13 protein-coding genes and 1 tRNA gene are annotated in these 14,642 nt (G+C 63.8%); 8 read left to right on the top strand and 6 right to left on the bottom strand.

Going from position 1 to position 14,642, the window contains the following annotated elements; all coding sequences use genetic code 11:
• The first annotated feature begins 130 nt into the window (after positions 1 to 130).
• The 3 genes from secA (at position 131) to K6301_RS13470 (ending at position 5,677) form a co-directional block, all read left to right on the top strand.
• The gene (gene secA, locus K6301_RS13480; protein WP_247217627.1) at positions 131 to 2,851 is read left to right on the top strand and encodes a preprotein translocase subunit SecA; all 2,721 of its coding nucleotides are present in this window, start codon (positions 131 to 133) and stop codon (positions 2,849 to 2,851) included.
• 176 nt (positions 2,852 to 3,027) lie between these two features.
• Positions 3,028 to 4,416 carry a lipopolysaccharide biosynthesis protein gene (locus K6301_RS13475; protein ID WP_247217625.1) on the top strand — a complete coding sequence of 463 codons (1,389 nt, stop codon included), beginning with the start codon at positions 3,028 to 3,030 and terminating at the stop codon, positions 4,414 to 4,416.
• On the top strand, positions 4,406 to 5,677 hold the full coding sequence (locus K6301_RS13470) for a GNAT family N-acetyltransferase (RefSeq protein ID WP_247217623.1): 1,272 nt from the start codon (positions 4,406 to 4,408) through the stop codon (positions 5,675 to 5,677). Before K6301_RS13475 ends, K6301_RS13470 begins: the two co-directional genes overlap by 11 nt.
• Before the next feature lie 9 nt (positions 5,678 to 5,686).
• Here the strand turns inward: K6301_RS13470 and K6301_RS13465 are convergent, their stop codons facing one another.
• Positions 5,687 to 7,330, bottom strand: coding sequence for an AMP-binding protein (locus tag K6301_RS13465; RefSeq protein WP_247217621.1), 1,644 nt, complete (start codon positions 7,328 to 7,330; stop codon positions 5,687 to 5,689).
• Positions 7,331 to 7,407: 77 nt separating this feature from the next.
• The gene (locus K6301_RS13460) at positions 7,408 to 7,671 is read right to left on the bottom strand and encodes a BON domain-containing protein (RefSeq protein WP_134649363.1); all 264 of its coding nucleotides are present in this window, start codon (positions 7,669 to 7,671) and stop codon (positions 7,408 to 7,410) included.
• 367 nt (positions 7,672 to 8,038) lie between these two features.
• On the opposite strand from K6301_RS13460, the gene K6301_RS13455 reads away from it, so the two are divergent.
• Positions 8,039 to 8,123, top strand: a tRNA-Leu gene (locus tag K6301_RS13455).
• 74 nt (positions 8,124 to 8,197) lie between these two features.
• Here K6301_RS13455 and K6301_RS13450 read toward each other — a convergent pair.
• Entirely contained in the window at positions 8,198 to 8,788 is a 591-nt protein-coding gene (locus tag K6301_RS13450; RefSeq protein ID WP_247217619.1) for an NAD(P)H-dependent oxidoreductase, read from the bottom strand.
• Between the two features lie 108 nt (positions 8,789 to 8,896).
• Here K6301_RS13450 and K6301_RS13445 point away from each other — a divergent pair, with 108 nt between their 5' ends.
• Complete coding sequence (locus tag K6301_RS13445; protein ID WP_247217617.1) at positions 8,897 to 9,472, top strand: TetR/AcrR family transcriptional regulator; 576 nt, start codon at positions 8,897 to 8,899, stop codon at positions 9,470 to 9,472.
• Positions 9,473 to 9,522: 50 nt separating this feature from the next.
• On the opposite strand, the gene K6301_RS13440 is transcribed toward K6301_RS13445, so the two are convergent.
• Complete coding sequence (locus K6301_RS13440; RefSeq protein WP_247217615.1) at positions 9,523 to 10,248, bottom strand: SDR family NAD(P)-dependent oxidoreductase; 726 nt, start codon at positions 10,246 to 10,248, stop codon at positions 9,523 to 9,525.
• A 142-nt stretch (positions 10,249 to 10,390) separates the two neighbouring features.
• A complete protein-coding gene (locus tag K6301_RS13435; protein ID WP_247217614.1) occupies positions 10,391 to 11,227 on the bottom strand; it encodes an SDR family oxidoreductase in 837 nt (278 codons plus the stop codon).
• Between the two features lie 569 nt (positions 11,228 to 11,796).
• Here K6301_RS13435 and K6301_RS13430 point away from each other — a divergent pair.
• The 3 genes from K6301_RS13430 (at position 11,797) to K6301_RS13420 (ending at position 14,030) form a co-directional block, all read left to right on the top strand.
• Positions 11,797 to 12,720, top strand: a complete 924-nt coding sequence (locus K6301_RS13430; RefSeq protein WP_247220618.1) for an AraC family transcriptional regulator — start codon at positions 11,797 to 11,799, stop codon at positions 12,718 to 12,720.
• 232 nt (positions 12,721 to 12,952) lie between these two features.
• Positions 12,953 to 13,321, top strand: a complete 369-nt coding sequence (locus K6301_RS13425; protein ID WP_247217613.1) for a DUF1330 domain-containing protein — start codon at positions 12,953 to 12,955, stop codon at positions 13,319 to 13,321.
• A 199-nt stretch (positions 13,322 to 13,520) separates the two neighbouring features.
• Positions 13,521 to 14,030, top strand: a complete 510-nt coding sequence (locus K6301_RS13420) for a disulfide bond formation protein B (RefSeq protein ID WP_247217612.1) — start codon at positions 13,521 to 13,523, stop codon at positions 14,028 to 14,030.
• A gap of 13 nt (positions 14,031 to 14,043) precedes the next feature.
• On the opposite strand, the gene K6301_RS13415 is transcribed toward K6301_RS13420, so the two are convergent.
• Positions 14,044 to 14,601 (bottom strand): HNH endonuclease, encoded by a 558-nt coding sequence (locus K6301_RS13415; protein WP_134649370.1) that lies wholly within the window; start codon positions 14,599 to 14,601, stop codon positions 14,044 to 14,046.
• Between the last annotated feature and the right edge of the window lie 41 nt (positions 14,602 to 14,642).

Genomic DNA, 14,642 nt, shown 5'->3' with positions numbered 1-14,642 from the left:
CATTCGACCCCCCTCTTATCTGTCACGCAATCCCGCGTCCAGAACAGTTTCCGGGCGTTTCACGGGTTTGCGCGCAATTATCGTGCGGCCTGTCACGCGCCGGGGCGCCCATAAAGAAAGGACCATCCTGATGGTCAGCCTTGGCGGCCTAGCCCGCAAGTTGTTCGGTTCCTCGAACGATCGCCGCGTTCGCTCCTATAAAGATCGCGTCGACGCGATCAATGCGCTCGAAGCGGAGACCAAAGCGCTCTCCGACGAGGCGCTGAGGGCGAAAACCGTCGAATTCCGCGAACAGCTCGCCGCAGGCAAGACGCTGGACGACATTCTCGTGCCGGCCTTCGCGGTTGCCCGGGAAGCGGCGTTCCGCGTTCTCGGCCTGCGTCCCTTCGACGTACAGCTCATCGGCGGCATGATCCTTCACGAGAAGTCGATCGCCGAAATGAAGACCGGTGAAGGCAAGACGCTCGTCGCGACGCTTCCCGTCTATCTCAATGCGCTGGCCGGCAAGGGCGTGCATGTCGTGACGGTCAACGACTACCTCGCGACCCGCGACAGCGCCCAGATGGGCAAGATCTACGGCTTCCTCGGGCTCACCACGGGCGTTATCGTGCACGGCATCGACGACGACCAGCGCCGTGCGGCCTATGCCTGCGACATCACCTACGCGACCAACAACGAACTCGGCTTCGACTATCTGCGCGACAACATGAAGTACGAGCGCGGCCAGATGGTGCAGCGCGGCCACTTCTTCGCCATCGTCGACGAAGTGGACTCGATCCTCGTCGACGAGGCGCGCACGCCGCTGATCATTTCCGGTCCGCTCGACGACCGCTCGGACCTCTATACCACCATCGACGCCTTCATTCCGATGCTGGACGAGGGTGACTACGAGATCGACGAGAAGCAACGCTCCGCCAACTTCTCGGAAGTGGGTACGGAGAAGCTGGAGAACCTGCTGCGCCAGGCCGGTCTCCTCAAGGGCGAATCGCTTTACGACGTCGAGAATGTCGCGATCGTCCACCACATCAACAATGCGCTGAAGGCCCACAAGCTCTTCACCCGCGACAAGGACTACATCGTCCGCAACGACGAGATCGTCATCATCGACGAGTTCACCGGCCGCATGATGCCCGGCCGCCGCTATTCGGAAGGCCAGCACCAGGCGCTGGAGGCCAAGGAAAAGGTCACGATCCAGCCGGAAAACCAGACGCTGGCCTCGATCACCTTCCAGAACTATTTCCGCATGTATTCCAAGCTCGGCGGCATGACCGGTACGGCGTCGACCGAAGCCGAGGAATTCGGCAACATCTACGGCCTCGAGGTCGTGGAAGTCCCGACGAACCTGCCGATCCAGCGTATCGACGAGGACGACGAGGTCTACCGGACGGCGGAAGAGAAGTACAAGGCGATCATCGAGGAGATCAAGGCAGCCCGCGCCAAGGGCCAGCCGATCCTCGTCGGCACGACCTCGATCGAAAAATCCGAGCTTCTGGCCGAGCTCCTGAAAAAGTCCGGCTTCAAGGACTTCCAGGTCCTCAACGCCCGCTATCACGAGCAGGAAGCCTATATCGTTTCGCAGGCCGGCGTGCCCGGCGCCGTCACGATCGCCACGAACATGGCCGGTCGCGGCACCGACATTCAGCTCGGCGGCAACCTGGAAATGCGCCTCGAGCGCGAGCTGGCCGACATGGAGCCGGGCCCGGAACTTGACGCCAAGCGCAGTGCCGTCATCGCCGAGGTGAAGAAGCTCAAGGAGCAAGCGCTGGCCGCCGGCGGCCTCTACGTTCTCGCCACCGAGCGCCATGAAAGCCGCCGTATCGACAACCAGCTGCGCGGCCGCTCCGGCCGTCAGGGCGACCCGGGCCGTTCGAAATTCTTCCTGTCATTGCAGGACGACCTGATGCGCATCTTCGGGTCCGACCGCATGGATTCGATGCTGCAGAAGCTGGGTCTCAAGGAAGGCGAGGCGATCGTCCATCCCTGGATCAACAAGGCGCTGGAGCGTGCGCAGAAGAAGGTCGAGGCGCGCAACTTCGACGTCCGCAAGAACCTTCTCAAGTATGACGACGTGCTCAACGACCAGCGCAAGGTGATCTTCGAGCAGCGCATCGAGCTCATGGACAGCGAAAACCTGTCCGAGATCGTGAACGACATGCGCCATGAGGTGGTCGAGAACCTCGTCCAACTGAACATTCCGGAAAACGCCTATGCCGAGCAGTGGAATGTCGAGGGCCTGAAGGCCGGCGTTCTCGAACAGCTCAATCTCGACCTTCCCATCGACGCCTGGGCGGCCGAGGAAGGCATCGACGAGAAGGACATTCTCGAGCGCCTGCGCAAGGCTGCCGACGATGCCGCCGCCGACCGCGCCGAGCGTTTCGGCCCCGAGATCATGACCTATGTCGAGCGCTCGGTGCTGCTCCAGACGCTGGATCACCTGTGGCGCGAGCATATCGTCAACCTGGACCACCTGCGTTCCGTCATCGGTTTCCGCGGTTATGCCCAGCGCGATCCATTGCAGGAGTACAAGGCCGAGGCTTTCGAACTCTTCCAGGCGCTCCTGGCCAATCTGCGCCAGACGGTGACCGCGCAGCTGATGCGCGTCGAGCTGGTGCGTCAGGCTGCCGATGCGCCCGTACCGGCACCGCCGGCCATGGAAGGCCATCATATCGACGGCACGACCGGCGAGGACGAATTCAATGTCGGCGAGGCGACGGGCTTCATGGCCGTTGCCGCCGAGGATCGCAATCCCGACGATCCGTCGACCTGGGGTCGTGTCGGTCGCAACGAGCTTTGCCCGTGCGGCTCCGGCAAGAAGTACAAGCACTGCCATGGTGCCTTCGAGCAGGCCTGACCGCTGAAATCCTTCGATAATGCCGCCTCCGGGCGGCATTTTCTTTTGTGTGCGGTTAAGGCTTCCGCGGCGCTGGCCAACCGTTTGTTAACCCTGACCTGACAAGACTGTTGCGTTGAGTTCTGCGTAGCGTTCGGGTTGCTGTGTTGATAGCGGTCATTCAGTCGGCAGAGAAATTGCTGCCATCGGGTCTGCGCGGCAGGGTCGTGCCCTGGCTGCGCGTCCTGGCCAGCGACGATCCGCGCACGCTCGCCCAGCGCATGGCGCTCGTCGCCTTCGCCATTCGCGTCGCCAGCGCGGCAATCGCCTTTCTCACGCAGATTGTTCTGGCCCGCCTGATGGGCGAGTTCGAATACGGCATCTTCGTCTTCGTCTGGGCGCTGGTCGTCATCATCGGCGACATGTCCTGTCTCGGCTTTCACACGACCGTCGTGCGCTTCCTGCCCGGCTATGCCGGCCGCAATGCGCATGCAGAAATCCGCGGCCTCACATCGACCGCGCGCACCTTCGCCATGCTGTCCTCCAGCGCGATCGCAGCCGTCGGGCTGCTATTGCTCTGGCTGCTCCGCGATAGCGTGACAGGCTATTATGTCGTGCCGCTCTTCATCGGCTTCTTCTGCATGCCGATGATCGCGCTGGGCGACGTGCTGGAGAGCACGGCGCGGGCGCACAGTTGGGCGGTGGTGGCGCTGAGCCCAACTTATATTGCGCGGCCGCTGCTCATTCTCGTCTTCATGGTGTTGGCCGTGACATACGGGGCGCCGCATACGGCGCTGACCGCAATGGCAGCCGCGCTGGCCGCCACCTACCTGACGACCGTCGTGCAGTTCTTCAACATCGTCCACCGGCTCGGCAAGCGCTATGTCGCCGGGCCTCGCCGGACCGAGTTCTCGCTGTGGCTCAAGGCCGCGTTGCCGATCTTCCTCATCGAGGGCTTCGGCTTCCTGCTCACCAATTCCGATGTCATCGTGGTCGGCCTGTTTCTCGACCCGGAAAGCGTCGCGATCTATTTCGCAGCCGCCAAGACGATGGCGCTGGTGCATTTCGTGTTCTTTTCGGTGAAGGCGGCGGCCGCGCCGCGCTTCTCGGCGCTCTTCTCCTCCGGCGACCGCGTGGCGCTGGCGACCTTTGCCGGCGAGACGGTGCGCTGGAGCTTCTGGCCGTCGCTCGGCGTGGGGCTCACCGTTCTCGCCCTCGGCCACCTCCTGCTGTCGCTGTTCGGGCCTGCCTTCACGGCGGGCTGGAGCCTGATGTTCATTCTGTTTTCCGGCATCATGGCCAAGGCGCTGGTCGGGCCGGGCGAGGTGCTGCTCACCATGTCGGGAGAGCAGAAGCTCTGCGTCATGGTCTATGCCGCGGCACTGGCGGCAAACATTACCTTCAACGTCACCCTCATACCGCTCTTCGGCATCACCGGGGCCGCCGTGGCGACGGCCGGCGCCATGATGGTGGAAGCGCTGCTCCTGCACCTCGCCGTGCGGGGCAAACTCTCGATCATTCTCTTCGCCTTCGCCAATCCGGTGAAGGCAAGCCTTGTCAACGGGATGGACAACCATGACCGATAGCCACGGCTTCGACCATGCAATCGCCGGCGGGCGCGCGCAGGCCGCCATTCCGCCGGCGCGCCCGCTCGCTCATCCGCCGGCAGACCTGCGGGTGGCCGTCGGCCGCCCCGGCCGTTCGCTCGCGCTCTATCCGGCCGCGGCCGGCTACGAGCTGCAGCAGGAGCTCGACTTCCTGTCGAACCGGGTCATGGAGCCGAATGTCTTCTTCTCGGGGCGTTTCCTGGCGCCCGCCATGCCGCGTCTGGAAGACCGCACCGTCCGCCTTGCCATCGTCAGGGATGAAAGCGCGGAGCGCAGCCGCATCCGCCTGCTCATGCCGTTTTCGGTCGAGAAGCCCGGCTTTTCCATCGGCTCCAGCATCTTGCGGGCCTGGTCCAACCCGTTCGGCCCGATCGGCACGCCGCTGGTCGATGCGGAAGACGCGGCCGAGACGCTGGACAATTTCCTGGAGGCGCTCGGCGGGTCCGGCGTGGCGCTGCCCTCGGTCCTCGTCCTGCCGGACCTGCGGCTCACCGGCCCCTTCGCCCAGCTGATGCGCGCCGTCGCGATCGGCCGCAACCTGCCGGTAACGGTGACCGACACCTATCGCCGTCCGATGCTGGAAAGCCTGCTGGACGGGCAGACCTATCTGCAGAAAGCCATCTCGCCGGAGCATTTCCGCGAATTGCGTCGGCAGTGGCGCAAGCTCGATCGGCTCGGCGCGCTCAGCTACACTGTCGCCCGCCAGCCGGCGGATATCCGCGTGCGCATGGAGGAGTTCCTCCTGCTCGAAGCCTCGGGCTGGAAGGGCCGCAGCCGCACGGCGATGATCAACGACCGCTATCGCGCTGCCTTCGCCCGCGAGGCGATCACCAATCTCGCCGAGACTGACGGCGTGCGTATCCACACGCTCGATCTCGATGGCCGCGCCATCGCGTCCATGGTCGTGTTCCTGATGGGGGGCGAGGCCTATACGTGGAAGACGGCCTATGACGAGGACTTCGCGAAATACTCGCCCGGCAAGCTCCTCGTCGCCGAACTCACCGAGTGGCATCTGGACGACGCCAACATCCTGCGGTCGGATTCCTGCGCGGTGCCGGATCATCCCGTCATGAGCCGGTTCTGGGAAGAGCGCGAGGACATGGGCACGCTGGTCGTGGGGCTTCAGCAGAACAGGGACCGGGATGTGCGCCAGGTGGCGGCTCAGCTGCATCTCTACCGCAACACCCGCAACGTGGCGCGGCTGCTGCGCGAGAAGATCCGCTCGCTCGCCCGGCGTTAGGGTGCTGCACTAGGCATAAAACGGCGCTTCGCTTGCCGCGCGCGCGCGCAGCAGGTGGCGGATGACCTTGCCGGACGTGGTCAACGGCAGCGCATCGACGAATTCCACCTCGCGCGGATATTCGTGCATCGAAAGGCGCGACTTCACCCAGTCGCGGATGTCGGCGGCAAGCGCCGCAGACGGCTCCCGGCCGGGCCGCAGCACGACATAGGCCTTGACGATTTCCGTGCGGACGGGATCGGGCTTGCCGACCGCCGCGGCAAGCTGCACGGCGGGATGCCCGGCAAGGCAATCCTCGATTTCGCTCGGGCCGATGCGGTAGCCGGAGGAGGTGATGACGTCGTCGTCCCGTCCGAAGAAGGTGACATAGCCTTCCTCGTCCATGTGCCCGAGGTCGCCGGTCGTCATCCAGTCGCCGATGAACTTTTCCGCCGTTGCCCTGGCATTGTTCCAGTATCCGAGAAACATCACGGGATCCGGGCGCTTGACCGCGACCTGGCCGACGGTGCCGCGCGGCACTTCCGCACCGTTCGCGTCGATGATGGCGACAACGTGCCCCGGCACGGGCTTGCCGATGGGGCCGGGCCGCGACACGCCGAGCTTGCCGATAGAGCCGAGCACGATGTTGCACTCGGTCTGGCCGTAGAACTCATTGATGGTGATGCCGAGTGTATCGCGGACCCATTCCCAGGTTTCTCGCCCGAGCGATTCGCCGGCCGAGCCGATGGTGCGCAGGTTCAAGCGGTACTTTGCGCGGGGATTGGCGACCGTCTTCATCAGCCGCAGCGCGGTCGGCGGAATGAAGGCATTGCGCACGTCCATGTCCTGCATGATGCGGTAGGCCATGTCGGGATCGAACTTCTGGCCCGGCGAGGAGACGACGGGAACGCCGAGCAGCAGCGCCGGCAACAGGACGTTCAGCAGGCCACCCGCCCAGGCCCAGTCGGCCGGCGTCCAGATGCGGTCTCCCGGCTGCGGCAGGAACTCGTGGTGCATCTGGAAGCCCGGGATGTGGCCGAGCAGGACACGATGCCCGTGCAACGCGCCCTTCGGCGGGCCCGTTGTGCCTGACGTATAGATCATCATCGCGGGGTCATCAGGACCGCTGTCGATGGCGTCGAAGGCGCCTGCGTGACGCGACAGAAGGTCGTGGAAGGGTTTTACGGTCGGGTCACCGGTGGCCTCCGTCGCGATGACCAGTTTCAGCGACGGCAGTTGGTTGCGGATGGGCTGGAGGCGCTCCAGGCCGAAAGCATTCGTGACGATGGCCCTGGCGCCGGCATTTTCCAGGCGGAAGAGCAGGGCGTCGGCACCGAAGAGTAGCGCAAGCGGCAGGGCGATGGCGCCGACCTTGTATGTCGCGAGATGGGCAATGACCGTCTCGAAGCCCTGCGGCAGCAGGATCGCGACGCGGTCGCCCTTCTCGACGCCTTCGGCGCGGAGGGCGGCCGCGAAGGCATCGGATTTTGCGGCAAGTTCGCCGTAGGTCAGCGAAAGGGGCGCGGCGTCCGGCAGGAAATGCTGGAGGCACACGCGATCGGGATCGCGTGCGGCCCATGCATCGGAAACGGCGGTGCCGATATTGAAGCGCTCGGGGATATCCCAGCGGAAATCCGCGTACAGCGCATCATAGCCAGGTCTTTCGACAAGCATCCGGCAGAACTCCCGTTTCATGCTGCATTGCAACTAGCATTCCGGGGTGCGGCCGGGCAATGGCGGCTTTTTGCGGGTCAGAGCCAGGAAAGGCGGCTGTCGACCTCGGTGACATCCTTGACGGACGCGGCGATCTCGACGGCCCGGGCACCCTCTTCCGGGGAGCCGACGCTGCCGGTCAGGATGATGCGCGTTCCCTTGCAGGTAACGGAGATGTCGGACGCATCGATGTCACCGGCTATCGAAAGCGCGTCCGCCACGGCCGTTTCCAGCCATGCCGGGTGGGGGCCTTCGAAATGTTCCGGCTGCTCGCCCTTGAAGGTGCCTTCCTTGAAAACCATGGTGCTCTCCTTTGCCGTCTGCGCGACAGAACGCCGGACAGACGCAATTGTTCGTCTTTGCCGGCGCATGGGTTCGATCATGTTGGAAGTTTGGGAGTATCAGGTGTTTTGGGTTGAGACCCAAGAGCGTGCACATCGCCCTTGGGTCCCCCTCACAACCGCATCCGGGGGTGTCTGCGGTTGCGCTCCCTAAACGAGGCCATAGAAAATTCGTTCCCGCTAAAAAAGAATTTTTTTGAGAAAAAGATGTGGCGGGCGGGATCGATCGAGCAACCGGCCTTTCCCGTTGACACTCCATGCCGCCTCGCTCTATTGGGGGAGGCATGCTCAGGCGCAAATAGCGCCGGCCGGAATCGGCGGCAAATGTGCGGGTGTGGTGAAACTGGTAGACGCGCCGGACTCAAAATCCGGTTCCGAAAGGAGTGTCGGTTCGATTCCGACCACCCGCACCATTCTTCTCAGGGACAGAATTGATTGTCATCGCCCGCGGAGTGTCTTCGTCGGGAAACGGCGAACCCGGCCCGGGTTAATTCAACGTAGCGACACGCCGGCCGATATCGAAGGCGTCCTGCAATCCCTGCTCGGCCGCTGGCTGGTCGATCGGGAGCAACAAGTCCAGGCCGATGGGCTGGATGCCGCAATACCCGAAGATGCCCTGGACGATCTGCGCCTTGATTGCGTCGAGATAGCCGCGGCGCTCGTAGGTGCCGATATCCACGCCGCCGATCGCGACGACCTGTCCTTTCAGGCGTCCCAGAAGGCCGGTCGTCTTCCTGGCGGGGTCGTCGTCGAACGCCCAGTTGCGGATAAAGACGCGATCGATCCACCCCTTCATAACCGCAGGCATGGACCACCAATAGACCGGGAACGCCAGCACCAGGACGTCGGCCCTGTCGACGCGTGCCTGTTGATCGATGACGTCGGCCGGCGTCTGCCCGCCGACATGGAAGAGGTCGTTGTCGGCAACGCCGAAAAGCGGGTCGAAGCCGCTCGATGCCAGATCCAGGATTTCATGCGTGGTGCCGGGCACGCTCTTCAGTCCGTCGACAAGCCGGGCTACCGCAGCGTGGGTGTAGGAAGCGGGATCGGGATGGGCCGTTACGATGAGGACGTGCATCAATGTCTCCGGAAAGGGATGCCGCAGGCTCTTTGAATGAGCCCGGCTCAATGCTACAATCCGTAAGTTACTATTAGTAGCTTTGGTTCAGGTCAAGAGAGATGTGTGATGTCGAAGAAACTGCCGAGACCTGAACGCCGTGCCCAACTCCTCGACGTCGCCTCCGCCATCGTGCGCGAAGAGGGCACGGACGCCTTGACGCTCGGCTCGCTGGCCGAACGTGCGGGCGTGAGCAAGCCGATCGCTTACAGCCACTTCGAGAGCCGTTCGGGGCTGATGATCGCTCTTTCCAAGGCGGCAATGGACCGGCAGGTCGCGGCTCTGGCTGCCGCCTTGGAGAACGCGCCGCAAGAGCCGGAGCAGGTCGCGCGGATCCTGTCGAGCGCCTACCTGGAATGCGCGCTGACGATCGGGCCGGAATGGCATGCGATCGATGCGGCATTGCGCGGTGATGCGACCATGGAGGCCCATCAGCGTCGGACCCGGCAAGACCACGCGGCCTTCTATGCGGCAGCCATTCAGCCGCTTTCGAAACTCGATTCAAAGGTCGTGCAGCGACGGTGCGTCGGCCTGATCGGGACGATGGAGGCGCTATCGGCCGAGGTCATGGAAGGCGGCATGCCCTTGGACGTGGCTGTCGATGACCTCGTAGCCTTGATCCGGAAATGGCTGATCGAGGGCTGAGGCTTTATACCGAAGCGAAAACGGGCTGAGGCAGCCCGTTCGCCACGCATTCAGGTCATGTATCTGCCGGCATCGACATGAATGGTTTGGCCCGTAAGATATTCGGTCTCCATGATCATCCGTGTTGCCGGCCAGAGTTCTTCCGGACGTCCCATGCGTCCCAGAGGCAGATTTTCGGTGGGGCCTGCATCGATCGCGCTGGCCATCCTGCTCTCGATCAGAGCGGGCGCTATGGCATTCGCCGTGATCCGGTGCGGGCGGAGCGCGGTCGCATAGGCGTGCATCAGGCTCTCGACGCCGCCTTTCGACGCGGCATAGGCGGCGGAAAGCCCGCCGCCGGTGCGGGCGGCGGTCGACGACATGAAGATGAGCCGGCCACCGTCCCGGATCATGTGGGGCCATGCCGCCTGCGAGACAAGAAACGCACTCGTCAGGTTGGCATGAAGCGTCTTTTGGAATAGCGCGAGATCGAGACGGTCGATCGGGCAGACCTCGCCGATACCGGCATTGTTGATCACGCAGTCGATGCGGCCGAAATGCGCGAGCGTTTCCTCGATCAGGCGCTGAACATCCTCGGCGATGCCGACATCTGCCCGAATACCGATGCCGTCCTTCAGGCGAGACAGCAGTTGATCGACCTCGGCACTCTCCGAGCGGTAATTCGCAGCCACGTAGTGACCCTCCGCAGCGGCCGCGACGGCCAGCGCGGCGCCGATGCCGCGGCCGGCGCCCGTGATCAGGATGACCTTCGCCGAAGGGTTTTTCGTGTTTTGCATGATCACTCAACCTCATTGACCGGGTTCAATCGACGTTAGCGAGGCTCGGGAAGCCTCGCAATGTCGCGCCGCCTCGATCTCGGCTTTCGATCCGCGAAACTGGCCGGGATACGCCCGTTTGCCATCAACGGGCGTTTCTCCGTCAACCCAGCCCACCGTTCGCGAACACGGTCTGAGCGTCGACCCAGGCGCCGTCCTGCGAGCAGAGAAGCGCGATGACGCCGGCGATGTCGTCCGGCAGGCCCAGGCGGCCGAGGGGGGTCTGTTCGGGAATGCCGCGGAGCGCTTCTTCGCCGTGCTGACGGAGGAGCTGCGTGTCGACGGCTCCGGGTGCCACCGCGTTGACCGAGATGTTGCGACCGGCCAGTTCCTTCGCAAGGACGCTGGAAAAGAGCACCTGGGCGCTTTTCGTGGCGGCATAGGCGCCGGTCGCCGGGGGTGGCGTCTTGATGATGCTCGAGGCCAGGCTGATGATCCGGCCGCCGTCACGCGTCCGCCGCGCCGCCTCGCGCAGCACATTGAAGCTGCCCTTGACATTGGTGGCCATCATGCGGTCGAAGGCGTCGTCCGTCATCTGGGCGAAGGGGCCGACATTCATGATGCCAGCGTTGTTGACCACCACATCGACGCCCCCGAATGCCTGATCATTGGCGTCGAAAAGGGCCTTGACGGCTGCGGGGTCGGCGACGTCCGCCTGCTGGAGGATCGCGCGCCCGCCGGCCGCCTCGATGTCGGCCACGACGCGGGCGGCGAGATCACGGTTCGTGAGGTAGTTCACGGTCACGGCAAAGCCGTCACGCGCCAGGCGTCTTGCGGTCGCCGCGCCGATGCCCCGCGACGAGCCGGTGACGACGGCCGCCTTGCCGGCGCCGGGAAGAGCGGTTGTCTGGGCTGATGCCGCGCCTCCCATGGCGAGAACGGCGGGCGTCGCTGCCGCGAGGGTCATGAAGGTGCGGCGTGAGGTATCGGCATTGGTCATCTTGATGGTTCCTTTCTGGATGCGGGTACTCTGTTGCGACAGGTGCTGCCTCGCCGGGCGGCTTTCAAAACAGCGCGGATTTGCGGCCGACCGGGAGACGGCGAGGGTCACCCCACCTCCGGCAAAGCGGCGATCCGCCGGTTTGCGATCAGCAGGGCAAGGCTGGTTTGGGCCGGTCCGGGCCGGTCTGGGCGTTTGCGATCGGGACCGGCCGGCAGCCCCAGTCGAGGCTATTGGGTGCCGGCGCAGCCGCCACCGCATCGGCGACCATGCCGACGATGACGCCAGCCCACGAAGGCCTGAGCCGATCGTCACGAGGCCGGACGCCTGCGCCTGCGTGCCTTCGTAGGCCACGGGGCGGTATCTTTTGCTTCATTGCTATTGACCGTGCGGCGGCTTCTGTCATGTTCGACGCACTCCTCGCTTGGTTCGCATCCTCAAGCTAGATGGAGTGTCTGATGATCAGAATGCCGGAAGCCTCAAAAAACTTGCCCGATCCTGCAGGCGACGATAGGTTGCCTGTTGAGGGCCGGGTGTTGCGCTGGCCTCGCAAACCTCCGGAGGTGCGTGTGCCGCCATCGCTGTTCGGAGCCGTCGACGCCTATATCGAGGCCCAGGGCGGCGGGCAGGGCGCATTCCCGACGCCGATCGACAGCTTCTATATCGTCCGTTCCTTCAAGGAGAGGATGCGGATGCAGCAGGTTTACAAGCCGTCGATCTGCATCGTGCTCCAGGGGGCGAAGGAAATCGTCGTCGGGGAGGACACGCTTCGCTACGGCGCGATGGAGTGCCTGGCGGTCGGCATGGCGCTGCCGGCGACGGGGCACATCGTCGAGGCAAGCCCTGATGCGCCCTATACCGGATTGATGCTTGCGCTGGACGTGGCGATGATCCGCGACGTGCTGGAACAGCTCGAAGCGCCGCCGGCGCCTCCCGCCGATTCCGGTCCCTGCCTGTTCGTGCGGCAGGTCGATGAACCCTTGGCCGAATGTGCCCTGCGCCTCCTGCGGATGTGCGACACGCCCAAGGCGATCCCGATCCTTTTTCCGTCCGTCATGCGGGAGATCTGCTACTGGCTCTTGAGTGGCCCGAACGGCGGCGAACTCTGCAAGCTGGTCGAGCCTGAGTCGAACGCCGCCCGGATCGCGAAAGCCCTCCACCTCATGCACGAGGACATCGCCCGGACGCTTCGTATGGAGGATCTGGCGGAAGCGGCGGGCATGAGCCTTTCGTCGTTTCATCAGCATTTCAAGGCGATGACATCGATGACGCCGCTGCAGTTCCAGAAGCAGTTGCGCCTTCTCGAGGCGCGGCGCCTGATGGTGATGGAAGATGCAAACGTGGCCGACGCTGCCTACCAGGTCGGCTACGAAAGCGTGTCGCAGTTCAGCCGCGAATATTCCCGGACGTTTGGCGGTGCTCCAAAGCGCGATGCCATCACTCAGCAGCGTCTCTACAATGAATTTGTCGGTCGCAGGATGCAGACTGCGTAGCTGCCTCGCCACGCGTCGGTGACGTTCAGTGCTCGTCTGGAAGAGCGTCATGATTCGGATCGGCGCTTCGCCCGCCCGGCGAAAGCGCCGCCCGCAGGATCGGGCAGATTTTTTGACGCTTCCGGCATTCTGATCCTTGGGCGCTCCCTTTAGCCTGATTGCTGACCGGGACCGGCGCGTTGCGGGGCAATGTCAGGCCGAACCCGGCGATTATCCAAGATTCGAGGTCGCAATGCTTACCCTCATTGAAAATGCATTCGAAAGCTTCCTGAACGACGACGACGGACAACCCGTCGTCATGTTGAATCTCCTGCGGTTTAGGGAAAATGGCGGCAGGGAGCGATATGCGGAGTATCTCGCCGTCGCCGCGCCGATCGTCGCCCGGTTCGGGGCGGAGATCGTCTATGTCGGCAATGGCCTCCCGGCGCTTTCGGCGGAGCCCGGACAGGCCTGGGACGCTGTGGCGCTCGTACGATACCCAAACCGCCGGGCGTTTGCCGATATGGCGATGGATGCCGACTACCGGGACAAGGCGGCACCGATGCGCGAGGCGGCGCTGGCCGAAGCCGTATTGCAGCCCCTCCGGACAGCTTCCTCCTGAAGGCGGCGAACGGATTTCCGGATGCGAGAATGGACGTTTCCGGACGGCAAGAATGCATCACATGTTCGTGCGGTGATTTACTTGGCGACGGCAGGTGGTAAATGTCCGCGAATACGGGATGCGGCACGCTTCTGCCGCCGTCGTCGCGTTTCCCTTGCCGGTTGACGCCGCCCGGGATCTGTCTTGAACTGGAGCATCCATGTCTTTCCAACGTGTTTCCTCGCCCGTGGTCTCCTCCGCGCTGCTCACCCTCGGCATGGTGGCGACGGTGGGCGGCGCCCTGGGCTTCGAGCATATCGGCGGCTACATCCCCTGCGCGCTCTGCCTGTTGCAGCGCGATCCCTATTATTACGGCATCCCGGTCGCTCTTGCGGCCTTGGCCTCGGCGCTTTTCGGCGGCCCGGCCTGGCTCACCCGCACGCTGCTTGCGATCGCCGGCATCATGATGCTCGTGGGCGCCGGCATGGGTGTCTATCATGCGGGCGTCGAATGGGGTTTCTGGGAGGGACCGGCAACCTGCGCGACGACGGCCCAGGGTGTCACGCAGAATGCGGGTGACCTGCTCGCCGATCTCAACAGCAAGCATGGACCGTCGTGCACGGAGGCATCCTTCCGCTTCCTCGGCCTGTCCTTTGCCGGCTGGAACGTGATTGCAAGCCTGATCCTTGCCGCGATCGCCTTTTCCGGCGTGCGGTCGGCCAGGGCATAATTCCCGCAGCCGATCAGGGCTGCAGCTCGACGTCCCAGTAGAGATAGTCCATCCAGCTTTCGTGGAGATAGTTGGGTGGAAACAGTCGCCCGTTGTTGTGCAGATCCTGAACCGTCGGCTGGTAGGGCTTCTGATGCGGGTGCATGCCCGCCTGCTTCGGCAGCTTGCTGCCTTTTCTCAAATTGCACGGGGAGCAGGCGGCGACCACATTCTGCCAGGTCGTCTCGCCGCCATGGGCGCGCGGGATGACATGGTCGAAGGTCAGGTCGTGCGGCGACCCGCAGTACTGGCATTCGAACTTGTCGCGCAGGAACACGTTGAACCGGGTAAAGGCCGGATGGCGTGACGGCTGCACGTAGGTTTTCAGGCACACGACGCTTGGCAGGCGCATCGAGAAACTCGGCGAGGACACCGAGTGTTCGTATTCGGCAATGATGTTTACGCGGTCAAGAAATACGGCCTTGATCGCGTCCTGCCATGACCAGAGCGACAAGGGGTAGTAACTCAGCGGCCTGTAGTCAGCATTCAGTACAAGAGCTGGCAGGGCCTGTGGTGAAACTGAAATCGTCAAGGGCTTCTCCTGAGCGATTCGGCATCTGCCCTTCTATATTA

The sequence above is a fragment of the Shinella oryzae genome (genome assembly GCF_023038235.1).
Classification (GTDB): domain Bacteria; phylum Pseudomonadota; class Alphaproteobacteria; order Rhizobiales; family Rhizobiaceae; genus Shinella; species Shinella sumterensis.
The sequence above is the reverse complement of the archived record's forward strand: the minus strand, read 5'-3'. Positions and strand labels throughout refer to the sequence as shown.

What these genes read in the sequence shown, in the direction of transcription:
- secA (WP_247217627.1), top strand. Translation starts at nt 131, where the DNA reads ATGGTCAGCCTTGGCGGCCTAGCCCGCAAGTTGTTCGGTTCCTCGAAC.
- K6301_RS13470 (WP_247217623.1), top strand. Translation starts at nt 4,406, where the DNA reads ATGACCGATAGCCACGGCTTCGACCATGCAATCGCCGGCGGGCGCGCG.
- K6301_RS13465 (WP_247217621.1), bottom strand. Translation starts at nt 7,330, where the DNA reads ATGCTTGTCGAAAGACCTGGCTATGATGCGCTGTACGCGGATTTCCGC.
- K6301_RS13460 (WP_134649363.1), bottom strand. Translation starts at nt 7,671, where the DNA reads ATGGTTTTCAAGGAAGGCACCTTCAAGGGCGAGCAGCCGGAACATTTC.
- K6301_RS13450 (WP_247217619.1), bottom strand. Translation starts at nt 8,788, where the DNA reads ATGCACGTCCTCATCGTAACGGCCCATCCCGATCCCGCTTCCTACACC.
- K6301_RS13445 (WP_247217617.1), top strand. Translation starts at nt 8,897, where the DNA reads ATGTCGAAGAAACTGCCGAGACCTGAACGCCGTGCCCAACTCCTCGAC.
- K6301_RS13440 (WP_247217615.1), bottom strand. Translation starts at nt 10,248, where the DNA reads ATGCAAAACACGAAAAACCCTTCGGCGAAGGTCATCCTGATCACGGGC.
- K6301_RS13435 (WP_247217614.1), bottom strand. Translation starts at nt 11,227, where the DNA reads ATGACCAATGCCGATACCTCACGCCGCACCTTCATGACCCTCGCGGCA.
- K6301_RS13425 (WP_247217613.1), top strand. Translation starts at nt 12,953, where the DNA reads ATGCTTACCCTCATTGAAAATGCATTCGAAAGCTTCCTGAACGACGAC.
- K6301_RS13420 (WP_247217612.1), top strand. Translation starts at nt 13,521, where the DNA reads ATGTCTTTCCAACGTGTTTCCTCGCCCGTGGTCTCCTCCGCGCTGCTC.